This is a genomic window from Enterobacter sp. ECC_219_Taxon_10, from assembly GCF_058354905.1.
In genome coordinates this window covers 979,763-1,000,260 of the sequence record NZ_CM178005.1, presented here as the reverse complement: position 1 = coordinate 1,000,260, position 20,498 = coordinate 979,763, and the positions used below count along the sequence as shown (strand labels likewise).

21 protein-coding genes are annotated in these 20,498 nt (G+C 58.5%); 13 read left to right on the top strand and 8 right to left on the bottom strand.

Annotated features, from left to right (window positions below; genetic code table 11):
• Positions 1-101: 101 nt before the first annotated feature.
• Positions 102-872 carry an amidohydrolase gene (locus AC4ICF_RS04620; protein ID WP_041911141.1) on the top strand — a complete coding sequence of 257 codons (771 nt, stop codon included), beginning with the start codon at positions 102-104 and terminating at the stop codon, positions 870-872.
• A 76-nt stretch (positions 873-948) separates the two neighbouring features.
• On the opposite strand, the gene AC4ICF_RS04615 is transcribed toward AC4ICF_RS04620, so the two are convergent.
• The 8 genes from AC4ICF_RS04615 to AC4ICF_RS04580 all read right to left on the bottom strand — a co-directional run bounded on the left by AC4ICF_RS04615 (position 949) and on the right by AC4ICF_RS04580 (position 10,918).
• A complete protein-coding gene (locus AC4ICF_RS04615) occupies positions 949-2,550 on the bottom strand; it encodes a gamma-glutamyltransferase family protein (RefSeq protein WP_316380363.1) in 1,602 nt (533 codons plus the stop codon).
• Between the two features lie 9 nt (positions 2,551-2,559).
• Positions 2,560-3,435, bottom strand: a complete 876-nt coding sequence (locus AC4ICF_RS04610; RefSeq protein WP_116341735.1) for an ABC transporter permease — start codon at positions 3,433-3,435, stop codon at positions 2,560-2,562.
• Between the two features lie 2 nt (positions 3,436-3,437).
• Positions 3,438-4,379: an ABC transporter permease gene (locus AC4ICF_RS04605; RefSeq protein ID WP_028012068.1), complete on the bottom strand. Its 942-nt coding sequence runs from the start codon at positions 4,377-4,379 to the stop codon at positions 3,438-3,440.
• Between the two features lie 18 nt (positions 4,380-4,397).
• Positions 4,398-5,912, bottom strand: coding sequence for an ABC transporter substrate-binding protein (locus AC4ICF_RS04600; protein ID WP_316380309.1), 1,515 nt, complete (start codon positions 5,910-5,912; stop codon positions 4,398-4,400).
• 2 nt (positions 5,913-5,914) lie between these two features.
• A complete protein-coding gene (locus tag AC4ICF_RS04595) occupies positions 5,915-6,997 on the bottom strand; it encodes an ABC transporter ATP-binding protein (RefSeq protein ID WP_491466155.1) in 1,083 nt (360 codons plus the stop codon).
• Positions 6,994-8,007 carry an ABC transporter ATP-binding protein gene (locus AC4ICF_RS04590; protein WP_491466154.1) on the bottom strand — a complete coding sequence of 338 codons (1,014 nt, stop codon included), beginning with the start codon at positions 8,005-8,007 and terminating at the stop codon, positions 6,994-6,996. The genes AC4ICF_RS04595 and AC4ICF_RS04590 overlap by 4 nt, the downstream gene beginning before the upstream one ends.
• The gene (locus AC4ICF_RS04585) at positions 8,004-8,723 is read right to left on the bottom strand and encodes a FadR/GntR family transcriptional regulator (protein WP_116341741.1); all 720 of its coding nucleotides are present in this window, start codon (positions 8,721-8,723) and stop codon (positions 8,004-8,006) included. The genes AC4ICF_RS04590 and AC4ICF_RS04585 overlap by 4 nt, the downstream gene beginning before the upstream one ends.
• Before the next feature lie 365 nt (positions 8,724-9,088).
• Complete coding sequence (locus AC4ICF_RS04580) at positions 9,089-10,918, bottom strand: glycosyl hydrolase family 18 protein (RefSeq protein ID WP_116341743.1); 1,830 nt, start codon at positions 10,916-10,918, stop codon at positions 9,089-9,091.
• A gap of 404 nt (positions 10,919-11,322) precedes the next feature.
• Here AC4ICF_RS04580 and gspG point away from each other — a divergent pair, with 404 nt between their 5' ends.
• From gspG to AC4ICF_RS04520, 12 genes are read left to right on the top strand one after another with little or no spacing between them, the layout of a single operon-like run.
• Positions 11,323-11,742, top strand: coding sequence for a type II secretion system major pseudopilin GspG (gene gspG / locus AC4ICF_RS04575; protein WP_116341745.1), 420 nt, complete (start codon positions 11,323-11,325; stop codon positions 11,740-11,742).
• A 2-nt stretch (positions 11,743-11,744) separates the two neighbouring features.
• On the top strand, positions 11,745-12,209 hold the full coding sequence (locus AC4ICF_RS04570) for a lytic transglycosylase domain-containing protein (protein WP_316380307.1): 465 nt from the start codon (positions 11,745-11,747) through the stop codon (positions 12,207-12,209).
• Positions 12,206-13,375, top strand: a complete 1,170-nt coding sequence (locus AC4ICF_RS04565) for a type II secretion system F family protein (RefSeq protein ID WP_116341749.1) — start codon at positions 12,206-12,208, stop codon at positions 13,373-13,375. Before AC4ICF_RS04570 ends, AC4ICF_RS04565 begins: the two co-directional genes overlap by 4 nt.
• Positions 13,375-14,994 (top strand): GspE/PulE family protein, encoded by a 1,620-nt coding sequence (locus AC4ICF_RS04560; RefSeq protein ID WP_163330380.1) that lies wholly within the window; start codon positions 13,375-13,377, stop codon positions 14,992-14,994. The genes AC4ICF_RS04565 and AC4ICF_RS04560 overlap by 1 nt, the downstream gene beginning before the upstream one ends.
• Entirely contained in the window at positions 14,978-15,694 is a 717-nt protein-coding gene (locus AC4ICF_RS04555; RefSeq protein WP_316380306.1) for a hypothetical protein, read from the top strand. The genes AC4ICF_RS04560 and AC4ICF_RS04555 overlap by 17 nt, the downstream gene beginning before the upstream one ends.
• Positions 15,672-16,187 (top strand): hypothetical protein, encoded by a 516-nt coding sequence (locus AC4ICF_RS04550; protein ID WP_491466153.1) that lies wholly within the window; start codon positions 15,672-15,674, stop codon positions 16,185-16,187. Before AC4ICF_RS04555 ends, AC4ICF_RS04550 begins: the two co-directional genes overlap by 23 nt.
• Positions 16,171-16,689 carry a hypothetical protein gene (locus AC4ICF_RS04545; protein WP_233003104.1) on the top strand — a complete coding sequence of 173 codons (519 nt, stop codon included), beginning with the start codon at positions 16,171-16,173 and terminating at the stop codon, positions 16,687-16,689. Before AC4ICF_RS04550 ends, AC4ICF_RS04545 begins: the two co-directional genes overlap by 17 nt.
• Positions 16,686-17,198 (top strand): hypothetical protein, encoded by a 513-nt coding sequence (locus AC4ICF_RS04540; RefSeq protein WP_116341759.1) that lies wholly within the window; start codon positions 16,686-16,688, stop codon positions 17,196-17,198. The genes AC4ICF_RS04545 and AC4ICF_RS04540 overlap by 4 nt, the downstream gene beginning before the upstream one ends.
• A 2-nt stretch (positions 17,199-17,200) precedes the next feature.
• Entirely contained in the window at positions 17,201-19,084 is a 1,884-nt protein-coding gene (locus AC4ICF_RS04535; protein WP_439209925.1) for a secretin GspD/PilQ domain-containing protein, read from the top strand.
• Complete coding sequence (locus tag AC4ICF_RS04530; protein ID WP_061099126.1) at positions 19,084-19,560, top strand: type II secretion system protein; 477 nt, start codon at positions 19,084-19,086, stop codon at positions 19,558-19,560. Before AC4ICF_RS04535 ends, AC4ICF_RS04530 begins: the two co-directional genes overlap by 1 nt.
• A complete protein-coding gene (locus AC4ICF_RS04525) occupies positions 19,547-19,909 on the top strand; it encodes a type II secretion system protein (protein WP_080442026.1) in 363 nt (120 codons plus the stop codon). The genes AC4ICF_RS04530 and AC4ICF_RS04525 overlap by 14 nt, the downstream gene beginning before the upstream one ends.
• Positions 19,896-20,384 (top strand): hypothetical protein, encoded by a 489-nt coding sequence (locus AC4ICF_RS04520; protein ID WP_316380303.1) that lies wholly within the window; start codon positions 19,896-19,898, stop codon positions 20,382-20,384. The genes AC4ICF_RS04525 and AC4ICF_RS04520 overlap by 14 nt, the downstream gene beginning before the upstream one ends.
• The last annotated feature ends 114 nt before the right edge of the window (positions 20,385-20,498 follow it).

Sequence of the window (20,498 nt, the reverse complement as noted above, 5' to 3'; positions counted from 1 at the left end):
CGCTCTGACAAACCCCGCCCGGTGCGGGGTTTTTTATTGCCACATTTTCTCGTAATGACGTGCTACAGTGTCAAAAAGGGGTCGTTTGAGGAGTCTGTATCGTGCCTGGTTTGAAGATTTCGATTTTGCAGCAGCCTTTAGTGTGGATGGATGGCCCTGCCAACCTGCGCCACTTTGATCGTCAACTGGAAGAAATTACCGGGCGAGATGTGATTGTCCTGCCGGAGATGTTTACCACCGGCTTCGCGATGGAAGCGGCTAAACAGTCGATGCCGCAGGAAGAGGTGGTCGCCTGGATGCATGCCAAAGCGCAGCAGACCAACGCGCTGATCGCCGGTAGCGCCGCCCTGCAGACGGAGCGCGGACCGGTGAACCGCTTCCTGCTGGTGGAGCCGGAAGGAAAAGTGCATTTTTACGATAAACGCCACCTGTTCCGCATGGCCGATGAACATCATCACTATGAAGCCGGTAACGAACGCGTGGTGTTCGAGTGGCGCGGCTGGCGCATCCTGCCGCTGGTCTGCTACGACCTGCGCTTCCCGGTGTGGTCGCGCAATCGCAACGATTACGACCTGGCGCTGTATGTCGCCAACTGGCCCGCGCCGCGCTCGCTGCACTGGCAGGCGCTGCTGGTGGCCCGCGCGATTGAGAACCAGGCGTACGTGGTGGGCTGTAACCGCGTGGGAACGGACGGCAACGGGCATCACTACCGCGGCGACAGCCGGGTGGTGAATCCGCAGGGCGAGATTATTGCCACCGCCGAGCCGCATCAGGCGACGCGCATTGATGCCGAGCTGTCGTTAACGGCGCTGAAGGAGTATCGGGAGAAGTTTCCGGCGTGGCAGGATGCGGATCCGTTTAGCATTGGGTGAAATTTTCCCCTCACCCTGACCCTCCCCCCAAAGGGGAGAGGGGATTGTTCGCTGCTCGCATTAGGGGGATAAAACATTAACTCACTAACGCCTGCCCGTCTTTGCGGCTTTCCGTCGCGGCCACGTAGTGCCCTTCCGGCATGCGGTAAATCACCTGCGCTCCGCCGAAGTTGTAATCCTGGAGCGGATCTTCTACCACGATCTGATGCCCGCGCTCGCGCAGCGCCGCAATCGTGTTGCGATCGAACGTCGATTCAACGATCACCTCCCTGCCCTGCACCACGCGCCAGCGCGGCGCGTCGATGGCCGCCTGCGGGTTTTGCCCGTGCAGCATAATGCGCAGCGCCATCTGCATGTGCCCCTGCGCCTGCATCGGGCCGCCCATCACGCCGAAGGACATCAGCGGCTGGCCGTTGCCGTCCATCGCAAAGCCCGGAATGATGGTGTGGAACGGACGCTTGCTGCCCGCCAGCGCGTTCGGGTGATTAGGATCCAGCACAAATCCACAGCCCCGGTTTTGCAGGCTGATCCCGGTGTCCGGCACCACGATGCCTGATCCAAAGCCCATAAAGTTGGACTGGATAAACGAAACCATCATCCCGCTGGCGTCGGCGGTGCTGATGTAGACCGTGCCGCTCTGCGTCGGGGAGCCGTAGACAAAATCAGAGGCTTTATCGTGGTCGATAAGCGCCGCGCGCGACTTCAGATAATGGTCGCTCAGCAGCTCTTTTGCGGCGAACTCCATGTGTTCTTCATCCGCCACGTAGCGGTCGAGATCCGCCAGCGCCAGCTTCATCGCCTCGATGGACAGGTGAAGGGACTGCACGGAGTCCGGATGATGCTTCTCAATTCCGCACTGCTCCAGAATACCGAGCGCAATCAGCGTGGCGATCCCCTGGCCGTTTGGCGGCAGCTCCTGCACCGAGCCGCCCGCGAAGTCGCGCGACAGCATCTCGACCCAGTCCACGCGGTGGTTTGCCAGATCCTCAGCCGTCAGGTGCGCGCCGTGTTCTTTGGCAAAAGCAGCAATTTTCTGCGCCAGCTCGCCGCGGTAAAACGCGTCGCCGTTGGTTTTGGCAATCAGCTCCAGCGAATTAGCCTGCGCCGGGTTACGGAAAATCTCTCCCACGCGCGGAGCGCGCCCTTCCGGCGCAAAGCAGGCGCTAAAGCCCGGCTGATCTTTCAGCTTGTTATAGCCTCGCTGCCAGAGATGACCAATCAGCGGTGAGACCGGGAAACCGTTGCGCGCGTAGTCAATCGCAGGCTGCGCCAGCGTGGTCAGCGGCAGCGTGCCAAAACGTTCCGCCAGGGCAACCCAGCCGGACACAGCTCCGGGCACCGTCACCGCGTCCCAGCCGATTTCCGGTACCGCCGTTTTGCCGGCAAACAGATCCGCATGCCAGCTGGCCGGCGAGCGCCCGGATGCGTTCAGGCCGTGAAGTTTTTCACCGTCCCAGACGATGGCAAAGGCGTCGCTGCCGATCCCGTTGCCGGTCGGCTCAACCACCGTCAGCGCCATCGCGGCAGCAATGGCCGCATCGACGGCGTTGCCACCCAGCTGCAGCATTTTCATTCCCGCCTGCGCCGCCAGCGGCTGCGACGTGGCAACGGCATTATGGCCCATCATCGGTGGGCGTCGTGAATCGTAACCGGACGTAAAATCAAGCGCTTTGGTCATCATGACTCCTTAGTCATGGCGCGGATCGAGCGCATCGCGCAGCCCGTCGCCAAGTAAATTAAAGCCCTGCACGGCAAGAAAAATCGCCACGCCGGGGAAAACAGACATCCACGGTGCCTGCTCAAGAAACCCTTTCGCGGTGTTGAGCATGGAGCCCCAGGACGGATTGGGCGGCTGCTGCCCCAGCCCTAAAAACGACAGGCTGGCTTCGGCGATAATCGCCGAGGCGATGGCCAGCGTGGCCTGCACCAGGATCGGCGACATCACATTTGGCAGAACGTATTTAATGATGATCCAGCGATCCGGCAGGCCAATCGCCCGCGCGCCGTCGATGTACTCTTCGTTGCGGATGGCGATCACCTGCCCGCGCGTCAGGCGGGCAAAGATCGGCATTGCCGAAAGACCGATGGCGATCATCGCGTTGGTCAGGCTCGGGCCCAAAAATGCCCCCAGCGCGATCGCCATGATCAGGAACGGACAGGCCAGCAGCGCCTCGATAAAGCGCGATATCACGCCGTCCCACATCTTCTGGAAGTAGCCCGCCACCAGCCCCAGCGGCACGCCGATGACCACGGCGATAACCACCGACATACAGCCCGCCATCAGCGAGGTGCGAGCCCCCCAGATAATGCGGGACAAAATGTCGCGTCCCAGCTCGTCGGTGCCGAACCAGTACATCGCCGACGGCGCTTTACGCACCGCCAGGAAGTTGGCTTTGACCGGATCGAACGGGGCAATCCACGGGGCCAGCAGCGCCACCAGCACAAAGAAGCCCACCACAAGCGCGCCAATCACCGCGCTTTTGTTGGCAAGGAATTTCTTCAGCACCCGGTTTTCCGCGCGCGGCAGCGCGGGCGCAACGGTTTGCGTCGTCAGTTCCGCCATCGTTAACCTCGCATTTTCGGGTTGATAAGGACGTAAAGCACGTCGGCCAGCAGGTTGAGCAGCAGAAAGCCGATCGCCACGATCAGCACCACGCCCTGCACCACCGCGTAGTCACGGTTGAACACCGAATCGACGATCATCTTGCCAAAGCCCGGAATGGTGAAGACCTGCTCGGTCAGTACCGCGCCGCCCAGCAGCTCGCCGAACAGCAGCGTGGTGAGGGTGATCACCGGTACCAGCGCGTTGCGAAACGCGTGCTTCAGGATCACCGCTTTCGGCAGCAGCCCCTTAGCCCGGGCGGTGCGGATATAGTCAGCCTTCAGCACCGCAATCATCGACGCGCGGGTGTGGCGCATCAGCGTCGCCGCGAGGCCGGTTCCGAGCACGGACGCGGGCAACAACAGCGTGCGCAGGTTCTGGAGCGGATCTTCACTGAACGGCACGTAGCCGGACGCGGGCAGCCACTGCAGGTTCACCGAGAAGACCAGAATCAGCAGGATCCCCAGCCAGAAGTGGGGTATCGAGATCCCCGAGATCGCCACGAAGTTCGCCCCGTGATCGACCCAGCTGTTTTTATTCACCGCCGCGAGGATCCCCATGCTAATGCCAAACACCAGCGCGATAATCATCGCCAGCAGGGACAGCTCCAGCGTAACCGGCAGCTTGCTGGCGATAAGCTCAGTCACCGGTTCGTGCGTGCGTAAGGAGACGCCCAGATCGCCCTGCAGCGCCCGCGTCAGCCAGTGGAAATACTGCACAGGGATCGGCGCATCCAGGTTCAGCTCCGCGCGCAGCTGGGCGATCACCGCCGGATCGCGCTCTTCCCCGGCCATGGCGATCAGCGGATCGCCGGGCAGCAGCTTTTGCAGGCCGAACACCATCATGCTCACCAGCAACAGCGTCGGGACGGCCAGCAGCAGACGTTTGCAAATCAGTTCCAGCATGGGTTCTCCTCAGGACCTTTATTTCGCCAGCGTCAAACCGGCCAGACGCACGATGCCGTCCGGGTACGGCTTAAAGCCCTGCACGCTTTTGTTCAGGCCAAAAATGCGCGGCTCGAAGTAGAGGTAGGCAATCGGCATGTCGGTTTGCAGCTGCTTCACCACCTTGTCGTACAGCGGCTGGCGCGCGGCCTGGTCGGTGCTCTGGCGCGCCTGGGTCAGCCACTCGTCGACCTGAGCGTTGCTGTAGCGGCCGTCGTTCAGGGTACCTTTGCTGTGGATAAAGCCGTAGATGCTGCCGTCCGGGTCCGGGCGTCCCGACCAGCCGGAGAAGCTCAGCTGATAGTCACCGCTCTGCTGGCGATCCAGCAGCGTGGCGAATTCGGTCATCTGCAGGTTCAGCGTGAAGCCCGCCTCAGCAACCATCGCCTGCAGCACCTGTCCCACCTGCTGCGAGGTTGGGTTGTTCGGCACCAGCAGGTTGACGGTCAGCGGCGCGGTGACGCCTGCGGCTTTGAGCAGCGCTTTGGCCTTCTCGACGTCACGAGGTGGCACCGGCAGGTTGACGTGATACGGGCTCACCGTAGAAAACGCCTGGTTTGCCGGGGTGTAGAGGCCTTCAAAGACCACCTGATTTAACGCCTCACGGTCGATGGCCTGAGAAAACGCCTCGCGCACGCGGGCATCCTTGAACGGATCGTTCGCCGGGACCTTGCCATTGTTGATGTTGAAGGTGATCCCCTGATAGCCCAGACCGGTTATCTTCGCCAGCGCCAGCTTGCTGTCGGCTTCGACGGTTTTAACGTCGCTGGCGGCGATGCCTTCGGTCAGATCGAGATCGCCCGCGCGCAGGTTCGCGAGGCGCACGGAGGCGTCCGGGATCGGCAGATAGATAATTTTGTCGAAGTGGTAGGCGTCTTTGTTCCAGTAGTTGTCGAAGCGGGTCAGAACAATGCGGTCCTGCGACACGCGGCTGTCGAACTTGTACGGGCCGGAACAGACCGGATGGGCGGCAAAGTCAGGCTTCTTCGCGGCTTCGGGTGCCATCATCGCGCCCGCACGGTCGGTAAGCTGCATCAGCAGCGCGGCGTCAGGGGTTTTCAGGTGCAGCGCAATCTGCATCGGGCCGGTGACCTCTACCGACTCCACGGAAGAGATCTCGCTTTTACGCAGGGAACCTTTGAGAGTCAGGGCGCGGTCGAGGTTGTATTTCGCGGCGGCGGCATCAAATTTTTCACCGTCGTGGAAGGTCACGCCTTCACGCAGATCCATGGTCAGGGTTTTTCCGTCTTCGCTCCAGGCCCAGGATTTCGCCAGACCCGGCACCACCTTAAGGTGCTCGTCGACGTCCACCAGCCTGTCGCACAGGGAGGCAAACACGAAGCGGCCATAGTAGGTGCGCGCCAGATGTGGGTCGAGCATGTCCGGGTCTGCCCCCAGACCGATCCGCAGCACGCTTTCAGAATGGGCGGGCAGCGCCGCGCCAAGCAACATAACACTTCCCAGTACGGTCAAAAGAGAATTACGCATTGTCATTATCATGAGTTCCTTGAAGGAAGGGAGGAGTGAGCAGCAGCGTGTTCAAACAGCGCGCGGCGGCGCAGAAAGGCTGCGGATGGCGGTGCGATCTGGATAACGCTGCGATCGCGATTAATGTCCTGCCAGCGGTGGCAGGCAACCTGACGCCCGCCGTCGAGCACCTGATTAATCGGCTCGACCTGCCGGCATTCATCGGTGACGTACGGGCAGCGGGTGTGGAAGCGACAGCCGGACGGCGGGTTAGCCGGGTTCGGCAGATCCCCCTGCAGCAGCGGCGCGTCGCGTTCCACGCCGGGCTGCATCTGGGGAGCCGAGGCGATCAGCGCCTGCGTGTAAGGGTGCAGCGGTGCGTCAAAGATCTCGTCGACGGTAGCAAGCTCAACGATTTGCCCAAGATACATGACCGCCACGCGGTCGCTCATGTGGCGGATCACCGCCAGACCGTGGGCGACAATCACCATCGTCAGCCCCAACTGGTGCTTCAGGCTCTCCAGCAGGTTGACCACCTGCGCCTGCACCGACACATCCAGCGCGGAAACCGGCTCGTCGCCCAGCAGCAGCTTTGGCCCCGAGGCCAGCGCGCGCGCAATGCCGATACGCTGGCGCTGCCCGCCGGAAAACTCGTGCGGATAGCGCCCGGCCCAGGCGGCAGGCAGGCCAACGGTCTTGAGGAGCTCCGCGACGCGATACTGACGATCCGCTTTCTTCATGTTCTGGTGCAGCCACAGCGGCTCGCCGACGATCTGCTCCACCGTCATGCGCGGGTTCAGCGAGGCAAAAGGGTCCTGGAAGATAATCTGCAGCTCGCGCCGGAGCTGGTTCAGACGGGCGCCGGAGGCGTCGGTGATATCCTCCCCCTGATAAAACACGCGCCCTTCGCTGGCGGCCAGCAGGCGCAGCAGCAGACGACCGAGGGTGGATTTCCCGGAGCCGGACTCGCCGACAATCGCCAGCGTTTCGCCCGGCATCACGGCAAGCGAAACGCGATCGACCGCTGTGACAAACCGGGCCGGAGAAAAGAGTTTTTTCGGGCCGGGGAAAAGCTTGCTGAGGTCCCGGGCTTCAAGAATGGGCGCGGTCATGCGGTCTCTCCCAGGGCAATGTGGTGTTCGAGCGGCACGCGGAAGCAGGCAACCTGATGGCCCGCGCCGAGCGTAGTGAGCTGCGGTTTTTCATCATGGCAGCGCGACTGCGCAAACGGGCAGCGCGTCGCGAAACGACAGCCTTTCGGCATGGACTCCGGGAGCGGAACCGATCCGGGAATGGTGGAGAGCTGGCCTTTGCGTGCCCCCAGCGAGGGGATCGAGCCCATCAGGCCGATGGTGTACGGGTGCTGCGGGTCGGCAAAGATGGCCTTCACGCTTCCCTGCTCCACCACCTGCCCGGCGTACATCACCGCCACCTGCTGCGCCACTTCTGCCACCACGCCCAAATCGTGGGTGATCATCAGCACCGCCGTGCCGGTTTCTTCTTTAAGGGTGTTCAGCAGAGTCAGGATTTGCGCCTGAATGGTGACGTCCAGCGCGGTGGTCGGTTCATCAGCAATCAGCAGTTTAGGATGGTTGATCAGCGCCATCGCAATCATCACGCGCTGGCGCATGCCGCCGGAAAGCTGGTGCGGATACGCCTTGAGGCGCATCTCCGCCGCCGGGATCTGTACCTTCTCGAGGATCTGCAGCGCGACCTTCATCGCCTCGGCGCGCGAAACGTTCTGGTGCCGCATCACCGCTTCGCTCAGCTGATCCCCCAGGGTAAACGCCGGATTGAGTGAGGTCATCGGCTCCTGGAATATCATCGCCAGCTCGCTGCCGCGCAGGTCGGCATACTCCCGCGGCGAGAGCTTGCGCAGGTCGTGGCGGCGAAACTGCATCTCGCCGCTGACGATCTGCGCACTGGCGGGCAGTAGCCCCATCAGCGCCAGTGAGGTGATACTTTTTCCGCAGCCGGACTCGCCCACCAGCGCCAGCGTTTCGCCCGCTTTGACCGTCAGGGAAATGCCGTCCAGGACGCTGACCGGCGAGCCGGAAAATTTAACGTTGAGATTATTCAGCCGGAGTACAGGCGCGGAGTCCTTAAACGGGATCGTCGTCATAGCGTGAAGTCGTCCTCAAGATGGATCGCCTGAATCAGGGCGGTTTGCAGGCTGAGCAGGTGTTCGCGCATGGCGGCCGCTGCTTCATTAGGCTGGCGATGGATAATCGCGGACATGATCTTGTGATGGTGGTCGTTGTAGCTGTCGACACGTTCGGGCGTGCGGGCCAATTCACGCAGATGCTGCCAGCCGGGTTCGCGCCGCACAGCATCAATGGCATCAAACAGACCGAGCATCAGGCGATTACCCGCCGCCTCGGCAATAGCGCGGTGAAAGGCGCTATCCCACAGTTCGTTGAGATCGCGGTCATCCGGGCTGACCTTGTCGATGCGTTCCAGCATGCGCTGCATGAGCGCGAGGTTTTCCCTGGTGGCACGCAGTGCCGCAAGCCGGGCTAAGCCGGGTTCGATCTGTATACGAGCTTCCATCACTTCCAGCAGATTGGTCTGCTGAACCAATCCCTGAAGGGCCAGCGGTTCAACCGGGGCAGCCGGACCAATAAAGGTGCCTTTCCCCTGTTTACGCCAGATCCGCCCCTCTTCTTCCAGCACGTCCAGCGCGCGACGCACTTCACGTCGTCCTACGCCGAGTGTTTCCGACAGCTCACGTTCCGTGGGCAGCGGAATGCCTGGTGTTGACTCATGCTGGTTGATTAGCCCGCGCAGCTGCTCAAGCGCGGTGCTGGAATTGGCCAGAAACCGTGACGGTTTTTCCATATTGGTTCGCTCACTATCATCATTATTTTCTTGTTATGAACGATAAGTTATTGATATGAGGTGCTACTTATCGTGCTAATGATTAAGCAATAAACGAACCAATTTTGTATTGGTTCAAAATAGATTTTGAAAAACGACAGGAAATGAAGGGGTTACAGCAACGTATTGTTACAGATGCAGGCGGGTTCCGAAGACGTCAGAGACCAGAAAAGAACACAAAATGCACAAAAACAGTGCAATTAATGCACCGCGAAAGCGCTTATGTTAATTTATTGCACTACAAATGATAATAGTTAGTTAACAAAAAGTAATTAGTAAGTCGCGTTCACGCCTGAAAAAGGCCCCCTTGCGAGGGCCGCGAAAGATTAAGGTACAGGCTGCCAAAGCGTCGCAACCGCTGAAGGAGTCCAGTCGGACTGAGACGTATGACCCTGCACGCAGCGATACTGTGTGCCGTTATAGGTAACGATTTCTCCGGTCTTATAGCTCGTACCGACTTTCCACTCGCCTTCCGGCTCAGGCGTCACTGAACCCTCTTTCGTCGTGGCTTTAAGCGGCGCACTCGCAAGAGACTGATGACCTTTGGCATTTTCGGCGATTACCTGGTAGCTGTAAGTCGTTCCCGCGCGCAGGCCGCTGTCGGAAATCTGCGTTTCGCTCACGGTAAGCAACTCTGCACCATCGCGCAGTACGCGATATTTCACCGCCTTATCTACCGCATTCCATTTCACCGTCAGGCTGTTTTCCGTCGAAGAAACCAGGGTCAGACCGGTTGGCGCGCCCGGGCGTCCCTCTTCGACCTGGACGGTTTCAACCTCAACCACGTTGCTGCTTTCGGAAATATTGTTCGCTGCATCATGTGCTTTCACGCTGTAGCGGTACACCACACCACCGGTTTCAACCGCACTATCGGTCCACTGGGTGTCCGTTGAAGTTCCGACTTTTTTGTCATTACGGTAGATGTCATATCCCACCACGCCATGGTCATCGGTGGAGGGCTGCCAGGCAAGGGTGATCGTCAAGCCATTGTTCAGCACCTTCAGTCCTGTTGGTGCAGTTGGCGCGACGGTGTCTTGCGGGCGTTCGGGCGACATCAGGTCCGCGCGCTCTTTCATTTCATTGAAGTAGTCAACCTGCTGCGACATGGAAAGCTGCTGATCGTTTGAACCCAATGTCCAGATAAAGAAACCGCCATAGCCGTTCTGCGCCTGCCATCCCGCACGGTTTACGTTGTTCTGCCGGCTCTCAACAAAGCGGCCTTCTGGCCCCCACTGGGAGTTGATAGTCTGGCCGAGAACGATTTTACTCTTATCCCCCACCGCCCGGGCGTAGTTGGCCATCGCCACGTCATACTTAAAGCGCGGGCCAGCGTCATAGGCCATGACGTTGAAGAAATCGAAAACGTTTTTCCCCTGCGTCAGCAGCGGCAGAACTTCGCCGTGGTGTGAAGAGCGAGCCGCCTCAACGAAGGAACAATTCTCGGTTACCGCACTGTTTGCGCAGTTCTCCGGGTCAGCACCAACGTGATAGGTGGTCAGGCTCAGCAGCTTTTTGCTGCCGGACGCATTGAGCTTGCTACGAACCCGTTCAGCCAGATCCAGCAGGTTTGCGTTTTCCTCTGGCGTGACGCGCTCGGGTTTTTCAAAGTCAAAATCGATGCCGTCAAGCTGAACGGTACCCGCCTTCTGGTAGTTCGCCATATTACATTTGCCTTGCCAGTCGGCGCTCAGGCATTCGCCGACCATCTCTTCCGGCTTCAGGTTCTTTTTATACACCGGGAAGTTGGTATTCAGCAGATTCACCAGATTCTGCGCCAGCGTTTCTCGCGTTTGCGCGTTATTCAGATAAGACCACATGGAGGAATAAGTCTCACCGCCGAGCGCCAGCATCATTTTTTTCTCCGGATGCGCCAGCTTCAACTGACTCCACACGACATAGGCTGGCGCATTAATGTACCAGGGATCATATTGTGGTACTGCAACAATATTATCTGAACTGGACAGCTTACCGCTTGCATCCCAGCCACCAAATGAAAGCAGGAACGTATCCGCTTTCACCTCTTTCATATCCTCAACGGACTCAACCGGAACCCCCCAGGAGGTCAGATAGGTGACCGCTCGCGGTGCCTGCGCCGCGAAAGCCGACTGCGCCATTAATGCGCTACCAATTAACAGAGATAATGTAAGTTTTTTCATCAAAGTTCCTTATTGCTTTGTGATGATAGTCCTGTGGATTACCTCTCAAATTGTCTTTTTTTTTAGCGCTGAGATCGTTGGGGATTAAAGAGTGGCGAATCAGGAATCCGTCCGCGTTAAATAAGAAATTTCTTTTGCCAAAAAAAATCGCGTTATTTATATTTATTTGCTCGATGTATATTGAACACCATCAAAAACCTACGACTTCACTCAGAAATATCTCTCGTATTTATAATAAATACCTCAACGACAGCCCGGGAAAATTCTCGCATCCTGTAAGACGCTTCTTTATTTAGTTTTCCCATCTTCACTAATTAAAAAAGATGGCATACCTGTGTGCCCTCTCTTTTTTCAGGGAAAATTCAGAAATTAATCACAACTTATATCCAATAAGGACGCTCTCAATGAAATACGCAACAAACGTGATGCGAAAACAGGGTGGTTTCACCCTGCTTGAATTGCTGGTCGTACTGATGATTATTGCGCTGCTGGCAGGGTTCGTCGGACCTAAGGTCTTCTCCAATGTCGACTCGGCTAAAGAGAAAACCGCTGCCCGACAGATGCGCTCACTTGCGGAGGCGCTAGGGCAATATCGCCTCGACACCGGCAGTTATCCAAGTGAAACGCAAGGGCTGAAAGCACTGACCGAAAAACCGTCCAACGTACAAAACTGGAATGGCCCTTATCTCAGCCAGCATGTGCCGTTAGATCCCTGGGGCAATCCGTACCAGTGGCATAACCCCGCCCGGACAAAAGACGCTATTAATGAAGTTGAAATTACCTCCGGCGGTAAAGACGGTAAGCCTGTCACGTACGGGTTCTGAACATGCTGCGCCTGTCCTTATATTCGCTGTTTATCTTCAGCGTATTTTCATGCCGCGCCGATTGCTGGCAGCTGGCGGGAGAACGTTACGGTATTGAGCCAGAGCTATTACAGGCGATAGCGATAGTGGAATCCAACGGCAACACGCGGGCCATCAACAAAAACCGTGATGGCTCACTGGATGTCGGGCTGATGCAGATCAATAGCATTCACTTCGATGCGCTGCGTAAATTTCGTATTAGTCAAAAAGATCTGCTGACCGACCCTTGCCAAAGTGTCATGACAGGCGCCTGGATCCTGGCTGGTCAAATCCAGCACTTTGGTTATACCTGGGACGCGGTGGGCGCATATAACGCCGGAACGGCAAATACGCCGCAGCGCCGCGCGCTTCGTCAACAATATATAAAAAAAGTGGCTCCGCATTATGCCCGCCTTAAAAGGCAGAGCCATACACTGTCGCCAAAATGAAACCATATATCGTCACCATCCTTCAGGGGGGGAAGCGCGTCAATCAAACCGTGCTTGCCGCGTCGCCTGATGATGCCAGCGCCCGCATTATTGCCGCCGGCGGCATCGTTTTGCAGGTACAGGAACGCCCTGCCCGCAAGGAGAAACGCTTTCCATTGAATCTGTTCTTGCAGGAGCTTATCGCCCTGCTGGAGGCCGGGCTGGTCGTGGTCGAGGCCGTCGAAGCGCTGCGCGAAAGCAGCCGCGACGGTGGTACCTCGCTGGTTCTGGATACGCTGGTTAAAAAGCTCTATGAAGGAGCACAGCTATCCCAGGCGATGATGGCGCTACCGGCGCTCTTTCCGCCTCTGCTGATTAATACCGTCGCCTCTTCTGAGCAAACCGGACACTTACCCGAAGCGCTAAAGCGTTTTCAGTTTTACGAATCAAGAATGGAAATTCTGCGCAAGCGGATTAAATCAACCCTGCTCTATCCGACGATTGTGATCGCCGCCGGCGGGATAATTCTGTTCTTTCTGCTCGGCTTTATTATTCCGCGTTTTTCCGTGGTGTTTGACGGGATGAAGAACCCGTCCGCCAGCGCACAGCTTATCCTCTGGTGGGGACGTCTGACGCAAACCCATGGTTCACTGCTGCTGGCCGGTTGTGCGGCAGCGGTTGCAGGCATCGTGATGGCGGTGCGTAGCCCGCGCCTGCGCCAGCGTGCGCTCGGTTTGTTGCTGCGCATTCCCGCCTTACGCCAGCAGCATCAGCTTTCTGTGCTGGTGCGTTTCTACCGCACGCTGGGCCTGCTGCTGCAGGGCGGCCTCCCCGCGCCTGATGCGTTAATGCTGAGCCGGGAGATCCTGCCCGCCACGCATCGTCAGCAGGTTGAACAGGTTATCCGCGACGTCGCCGCCGGCGAGTCGCTCTCCCGCATGCTGGAAGCCCAGCAGATGACGACTCCTGTCGCCAGCCGTCTGCTGCAGGTCGGCGAGCGCAGCGGCGAACTGCCTGCCATGTGCGAGCGGATCGCCGCTTTTTATGATGAATCGCTGGAACGCGCGATTGAAACCTTTAGCAAAATTTTTGAACCGATTCTGATGATGGTCGTTGGCGGCATCGTTGGGCTCGTCGTGTTTTTACTGTACATGCCCATTTTTGAACTGGCAGGAGGATTGCAATAATGTCTCACTCACCGTCTGTAGACCCCCTTTTCGACCTGCCGGACGAGCAGCGCTGTCAGGCCCTGGCGGAACTGCTGGACAGTTTCCCCGGCGCATTAGAAGAAGCCGCCAGTTCCCTGGGGCTCACGCCGCTCTCACCCACACAGCTCGCCGACAGCGAAGAGGATTTCGAAGCCGTACCGTTGACCGAATCACTCAGCCAGCGGGCATTGCCGCTTCGCGTGAACGGTCAGCTCCACGTTGCGCTGGGCGATCCGTTTTCGCTGGCGCTGCGCCAGTGGGCCTATAACGTGAATGCGTTACCCGCGCTGGCTCCGCTTTCTCAGCTTAATGCCCGGCTTGATGAGCTCGCCAAACAGCAGCGCACGCTCGATCAGCTGGAACAGCAGCAGAGTGAAGAGAATAAAGAGGCCCGGTGGCTGGAGATCACCCCTGCGGCCATTGCCAGTGAACCCCATGCCGTCATTAAGCTGGTTAACGCCACGCTGTTTGATGCCCTGCAAAGCCGGGCCAGCGATATTCACCTTTGCGCCGTAGCGGATGGATTGATGGTGAAGTACCGCATCGATGGCGTCCTGCACAGCATTCGCCACTGCGCCGGGCTTCAGCAGGCGGAACAGGTGATCTCCCGTCTCAAGGTATTGAGCTGTATGGACATTTCCGAAAGGCGCACGCCTCAGGACGGACGCTTTAAGGCGTTAATTCTCCAGCGTCCCGTCGATTTTCGCGTGTCCATTATGCCGGGCGTGTACGGCGAGGATGCCGTATTGCGCGTGCTGGATAAATCACACGATCAAAACCTGCGCCTGGAGACGCTCGGCTTTGATGAGCACACGCTGGGCGCCATTCGTCAGTTAACCCATCTGCCCCACGGTATGGTGCTCGTCACCGGACCTACTGGGAGCGGGAAGTCCACCACCCTCTATTCGGCACTCAGCGAACTCAACAGCGGTGAATGCAAAATCATCACCATTGAAGATCCCGTGGAGTACCAGCTCAACAGCGTGCTGCAAATTCCGGTCAACGATAAAAAAGGGCTCACCTTCGCCCGAGGCCTGCGCGCCATTTTGCGTCACGACCCGGACATCATTCTGGTGGGTGAGATCCGCGATGGCGAAACCGCCGGCATTGCCGTGCAGGCGGCGCTCACCGGCCACGTGGTGCTCTCCTCGGTTCACGCCAATGACGTCTTTAGCGTACTGGAACGTTTTTTATATATGCAGGTCGAGCCCGCCAGCCTGATCACCGCCCTTAACGGCGTCGTGGCGCAGCGGCTGGTTCGCCAGATTTGCCCGGACTGTATTGATGACACCACGCCCACGGATGACCTTCTCGCGGCGTGGCAATCCGGCCCGCTACAGCAGCTTACGCCCCGATGGCGTCGAGGGAGGGGCTGCGATACCTGCCGCGACAGCGGCTTTCGCGGCAGGCTGGCGCTGGCGGAAGTGCTGCATTTCAGTGATGCGATGAAAGAAGCAATGCTGGCGCGATCGCCCCGGCGCAAGTTAAAGGAGGTGGCGCTGAATGACGGTTTTGTTCCGCTCTCAACCATCGCGCTGCGCGCCGTGGTCGAAGGCAAAACCACCTGGGAGGAGGTGAACCGTGTTATCACTCACTAACACCTGGCAGTGCGACATCTGGCCTCATGCCGTGCGGTTGCGCCGCAACAATGTGGTACTTGCCACGCATGAACGCCAGCCCGATCAGCCTCTGGAGGCCGCGCTCGAAACGCTGCTGCGCCTGCGCCCCGCCGCCTTACCGTGGCGTGACGCGGTGGAGTTTCACCTCGATACCGACGATCTGACGTTTTTAATCCAGCCCTGGCATGACGGCGTGACCACACCGCAGGAGCTGCTCCAGCTCGCCCGACAACAGGCGGTTCATCGCGCGAGTCCGCCCGTCGACTGGCTGGTGCGCTTCGAGACCCTGAACTGGCAGCAGTCGGCGCTGGCCGCGTGCCTGAAGCAACCTTGCTGGCATCTGCTTGGCGCGCTGGCGCGTCGGGAGCGGCTGCGTTTTCGCGGGGTTGTCACGCCGTTTCAAAAGCTGTTAAGCCACTTCGCCCGCGCCCTGCCGGAAAACGGCCTGTTTGTGGCGATGAGTCCCCACCATAGCCGGATTGCCAGCCGTCAGCATCACAGCTGGCGTGACGTCTGGACACTGACTCTTCCACAGCAGGAGATGGACGCCCAGCTGCGGGTTATCGCCCGGCTAAGCGGAATGCATGAATGTCCAGGCTACGTCATTCATACCGACGGCGAGCATCACCAGGAAGTCGCGCTACAGGAGAGTCCACATGGCACCGCTGTTTACGCGTAGCACCCCGTGGGCCGCACGCACGCTGTTGTTAACCGGGCTCCTCTGTTTACCGCTCGCCAGCGCCGTAGTGTATGGCCTGTTTGAGCACCAGCGCCTTGAGCTGGAGACGTCGAAGGTACAGCAGCAGCTCGCCCAACGGCAGCAGGTTCTGCGCCAGTTGCGTGAAGCAGAGCAGCGCCGGTTGCGCATGTCTCAGCAGCTACAGGCCGTCCCACCGGCTATCAAACTGCTGGACAACATCGGCAGCGTGCTAACTCCTGATATTGCGCTACTGAGCATTGACGTCATTGCCAGTAAAGGCGATGCGCGACTAACGGTGAATGCAAGCAATCTTGACGCCCTGCTCGCCTTTAGCGAGCGGCTACAGCAGTTGCCCGCGCATGTGGTGCTGGAGAACCATCGCCAGACGGCGCAGGGCGATCCCGCCTGGCCGATTAACGCGGTACTCGACGTCAAGGTGACGACGGAGGAGCACCATGCGGCTTCAGAATAAATCCGCCGTGCTGCGCTGGCAGGCGGCGTTGTTTGCCGGACGCATCGGAACGCTTCCGCTCGTGCTCGCCGGGCTTCCCGCTGGGCTGCTGGTGTTATGGCTGGGCGGCGTGCGGCCGCACACCATTCATTTGCAGGAGAACCTTGCCCGGATCCAGACGCAGCTACAAACCTCGCTGCCGCTGGATAAACAGCAGCCGGAACTCCAGAACCGCATCAGCCTCGGAGAATATCAGCAGGTCAGGCTCATTTTTGAGCAGCTCAGGAGCCGGGGAATGAAGGTGGACGCCAGCCGCTACCAGCTGGAAAACGACGACGGTAAAACCGCGCTACGGCTGGATATTCCGCTGCGCGGTGAATATCTGCCGCTGGTGGACGCGCTGGAAACGCTGAGCCGCACCCTGCCGTTACGCATTGAGCAGCTAAGCCTGCGGCGCGCCGGGCCATCGGAAAGCCAGCTCAGCGCCACCGTGCAGCTTCGTCTGTTGAAGGAGTCGCCATGAAACTGCCGCGCTATTTACAGCTCGCACTGGTGCTGACAGCCGGTGCTGTGTTCTGGAGCCAGTTTGCCGATGAAGAGATATCGCAAGCGCCGCCTGAGGTGCAGCCGGTCTCACGCCCGCGCCCCGCGCCGGCAAAGCCTGAGACGGCTCACCCAACGCGTGTCGATCTCTTTTCAACCCCACACAGCAGGGCGCAAGACGCGGCAGAAGAGCAGCCGGACAGCGATCGGCCTGAAGAGGCGATACCGACCGCACCGCCGCTACCGTTCCAGCTTCTCGGCGCCTGGTGGGAAAACCGTCAGAGGATCGTTGTGCTGACGGATGGCAAAGAGACCTGGCCGGTCTGCGAGCGCTGCAGAGCGGACGGCAGGATCTGGATCGGTAGCTCGCCGGTCAACAACTGGATTTTAAAAGCGGTGGCGAACGACCACCTCCTGTTTGAATGGCAGCCCACCCATACCCAGCAGCGGCTGGAACTGGATGAACTGCAATCGGAACCGACACATTAATCATGAAAAAAACAATTGCTCTCACTTTTTTGTTGTCATGCGCGCTACTGAGCGGCTGTGCACAACGTGCGGCGCCTCCGGCCCGGGAATCGGTGACCGCCTCGCCACAGGTACTGGTTAAGCGGCTGAAGGAAATAGACCAACAGCGCATCGCCAGTCCGCAGGATATTGCGCTTCGCGCCGAGCAGGCTGATATCAGCAAAAAGCTGGTAAATGACTACCTGAAAAATGCCGATCTCGCGGTGCGTCAGAATAACTACACCCTGGCGACGCAAATGTGGCGCGATGCGCTTACCTATGAGCCCGGCAACCTGCGCGCCCTGCAGGGGCTACGTAAACTCGATGCCCGTCGGGCGCTGGACACGTTGTATAAGGAGGCGGTGGCTAACAGCACCCGCGACCCGGCACGCGCGCTGCACAAAATCCAGCAGGTGCTGGAAGAGGACCCTAACTGGCCACAGGCGCGCGCCCTGCGCGATCATCTGATGCGTGAGGTTTCACGGATCAACCAGCCGGAGCAGCGTCTGAACCGGGAGCTGCAAAAAACGATTGCGCTTAATTTTCGCGAGCACAGTCTGATGGCCATCTTTAACACCATCAGCCAGATGACCGGGGTCAATATCATCTTCGACAAAGATATTTCTTCCAGCACCACCGGCAGCCTTATCGCCAAACGCACCACTGCGGAAGATGCCATCAACGTGCTGCTGTTGTCGAATAACCTGCGGAAAAAAGTGCTGAACAGCAATACGTTGCTGATCTACCCCGCTACCGCGCAAAAAGAGAAGATCTATCGTGACGTGGTCGTCAAAACCATCTTCCTGGGCTACGCGAAAGCGAAAGATGTCAATGTCGCCCTGCGCAACATGGTCAAGCTGAAGGATGTGCACGTTGATGAGCGAACCAACTCCGTCACCCTGCGCGGACCAAAAGAGAGCGTGGAAAAAGCGGAGCGCCTGTTAGTGACGCTCGACCGGCCTGAAGCGGAGGTCACGCTGGCCGTTGAGGTGCTGGAGGTGAATACCAACGATCTTGAAGCGCTTGGCGTGAAGCTGCCGCAAACCATCAGCGCGGGTTTTGCCAAAAGTAAAGACGGTGATTTAAAGGGAAGTGGGATCCCGCTGGGCGACCTGAGCGCCAAAAATATCATGGTCGATGTCGACAATATGACCATTGACATGAAAAAGGTGTTGAGCAACGCCAGAGTGCTGGCAAACCCGCGGATCCGGGTGAAAAACAATAAAAAAGCATTGGTCGATATTGGTCAAACTATCCCGGTACTGACCACAACCGTCAACGACGGTATTTCGCAACAGAAAGTGGATTATCAGGATGTCGGCCTGAAGCTGGAAGTCACTCCGGAAGTCAGTATGGATGACAATATCTCAATGGAGGTGAAGTTCACGCTCAGTGCCCTGGGTGCCGAGGAACCCGGCGAGAACGGCGCAAAGTATTACCGCACCACGAAACGCGAAGCCAATACCACGCTCAGCAGTATGAACGGCGAGACCCAGATGCTGGCAGGGCTGATCAAGCAGGATGAAACCACGACCCAAAAAGGAACGCCATTATTAAGTGACATCCCAGGGCTGGGCCGCCTGTTTAGCAGCAATTCCGACAATAAAGAGCGCACGGAGGTCGTGCTGTTAATTACGCCGACCATCGAACGCAACCTCGATTTACCGGGAAGCCACGTCAGTACCATTGAGATGGGCAGCGACGATTTAACGGGCGACAGCATCCAGCTGCGCGACCTGCAGCGCGAGGAACCTGGCAGCGGGTTCACCGCACCGGCGCTTGCGCCGCCAGCCCATTTCCCTGACCGCGCGGCAACCCTGCCGCCACCGATCCTCGATGAGTCTGAAACGGAAAACGGAGCATCGTAATGCAGCGCCAGCGCGGTTTTACCTTGATTGAGATGATCGTCACGCTGGCGCTACTCGCCACGCTTGCCGCTGCCGCTGCGCCGCTGATGCGTAACTACCACCAGCGGCAGCAGGAGACGCAGCTACGCGAGTCGCTTCGCACGCTGCGCGATGCCATTGACCGTTATCACCAGGCAAGCGTGGACGGCATCATTGAGAAAAAAACCAGCGAATCCGGATACCCGCCGTCGCTAAAAAGCCTGGTGGAAGGCGTGCGGGATAAGACGTCGCCCACTGGCGCGATGATCTACTTTCTGCGCCATATTCCGCGCGATCCGATGTGCGATTGCGAGGGAAAAAATGATGAAGAGACCTGGCGGTTACGCGCATCCACACAGCCACCCGGCGATTTCAGCGGCGGAGGGAAAGACGTGTTTGATGTCAGCAGCACCAGTACGGCCAGCGGTTTGAATGGAGTGCCCTATGCGCAATGGTGAAAAAGGTTTTACGCTCATCGAGCTGCTGGTGGTGATGGCAATCATCGCGACATTGATGACCCTTGTCGCCCCACGATTTTTCCAGCACGCGGACAGAGCCAAAGAGGTGGTGCGCGAGCATAACCTGCATGCGCTGCGCAGCGCGATCGATCACTACCGCCGCGATCGCCTGGCAGGGCCGTACAGCCTGGAGGATCTGATCGAGGCCGGTTACCTGCGCCAGATGCCGCTGGATCCGATCACCAACCGCCGCGATATCTGGGAAGCGAAGACCGATGACGAAGGGCAAATTATTGACGTCGAGACGCCACCTAAACCCGGGCAGGATCATCCCGATGCGTTCGATTAAACAACAGGGAGGCTTTACCTATCTTTTGCTGCTGATTGCGCTCTCCACGCTGGCGTTGTCGCTGCTGAAAAGCCGCGACGAGGTGCAGATGCGTTATCAGGCGCAGCAGGAGGCTGAGCTTTTATTTCGCGGCGATCAAATCCGCGCAGCAATACAAGCCTACCGCGGCAACGGTGATGGCTGTTTTCCCGTGCGTTTTGAACAGCTACTTATTGATAAACGCGGGCGAAAACCGCTTTATCACCTGCGCCAGCACTACGCCGACCCGCTAACCGGGAGTAAAAACTGGGGAATGATCCTCGACCCTCAGGGGCGATGGATTGGCGTGCGCAGTCTCGGAAAAGGTACACCACGGAAAAAAACCGGCTTTCGTCACGATCCAAAACAGTTTGCCAAAGCCAAAACGTATTACGACTGGAAATTTCAGGTAGAGAGCGATCCGCAGGCCCCGCTGCCTGCGTCCTGTGGTCGCTAATGGAATAATACGGTGTTAGACACAATATCATAAAAATATATCTTTTTCTTACCAGCGGGGCCATGGCGGGCATGTTATTGATCGTCACTCTGGACGTGCGGAAATACACAAACT

Coding starts and splice junctions, on each gene's coding strand:
- AC4ICF_RS04600 (WP_316380309.1), bottom strand. CDS start 5,912: ATGACAATGCGTAATTCTCTTTTGACCGTACTGGGAAGTGTTATGTTG.
- AC4ICF_RS04560 (WP_163330380.1), top strand. CDS start 13,375: ATGTCTCACTCACCGTCTGTAGACCCCCTTTTCGACCTGCCGGACGAG.
- AC4ICF_RS04565 (WP_116341749.1), top strand. CDS start 12,206: ATGAAACCATATATCGTCACCATCCTTCAGGGGGGGAAGCGCGTCAAT.
- AC4ICF_RS04615 (WP_316380363.1), bottom strand. CDS start 2,550: ATGACCAAAGCGCTTGATTTTACGTCCGGTTACGATTCACGACGCCCA.
- AC4ICF_RS04525 (WP_080442026.1), top strand. CDS start 19,547: ATGCGCAATGGTGAAAAAGGTTTTACGCTCATCGAGCTGCTGGTGGTG.
- AC4ICF_RS04540 (WP_116341759.1), top strand. CDS start 16,686: ATGAAACTGCCGCGCTATTTACAGCTCGCACTGGTGCTGACAGCCGGT.
- AC4ICF_RS04550 (WP_491466153.1), top strand. CDS start 15,672: ATGGCACCGCTGTTTACGCGTAGCACCCCGTGGGCCGCACGCACGCTG.
- AC4ICF_RS04595 (WP_491466155.1), bottom strand. CDS start 6,997: ATGACCGCGCCCATTCTTGAAGCCCGGGACCTCAGCAAGCTTTTCCCC.
- AC4ICF_RS04545 (WP_233003104.1), top strand. CDS start 16,171: ATGCGGCTTCAGAATAAATCCGCCGTGCTGCGCTGGCAGGCGGCGTTG.
- AC4ICF_RS04590 (WP_491466154.1), bottom strand. CDS start 8,007: ATGACGACGATCCCGTTTAAGGACTCCGCGCCTGTACTCCGGCTGAAT.
- AC4ICF_RS04580 (WP_116341743.1), bottom strand. CDS start 10,918: ATGAAAAAACTTACATTATCTCTGTTAATTGGTAGCGCATTAATGGCG.
- AC4ICF_RS04520 (WP_316380303.1), top strand. CDS start 19,896: ATGCGTTCGATTAAACAACAGGGAGGCTTTACCTATCTTTTGCTGCTG.
- gspG (WP_116341745.1), top strand. CDS start 11,323: ATGAAATACGCAACAAACGTGATGCGAAAACAGGGTGGTTTCACCCTG.
- AC4ICF_RS04535 (WP_439209925.1), top strand. CDS start 17,201: ATGAAAAAAACAATTGCTCTCACTTTTTTGTTGTCATGCGCGCTACTG.
- AC4ICF_RS04585 (WP_116341741.1), bottom strand. CDS start 8,723: ATGGAAAAACCGTCACGGTTTCTGGCCAATTCCAGCACCGCGCTTGAG.
- AC4ICF_RS04605 (WP_028012068.1), bottom strand. CDS start 4,379: ATGCTGGAACTGATTTGCAAACGTCTGCTGCTGGCCGTCCCGACGCTG.
- AC4ICF_RS04530 (WP_061099126.1), top strand. CDS start 19,084: ATGCAGCGCCAGCGCGGTTTTACCTTGATTGAGATGATCGTCACGCTG.
- AC4ICF_RS04570 (WP_316380307.1), top strand. CDS start 11,745: ATGCTGCGCCTGTCCTTATATTCGCTGTTTATCTTCAGCGTATTTTCA.
- AC4ICF_RS04610 (WP_116341735.1), bottom strand. CDS start 3,435: ATGGCGGAACTGACGACGCAAACCGTTGCGCCCGCGCTGCCGCGCGCG.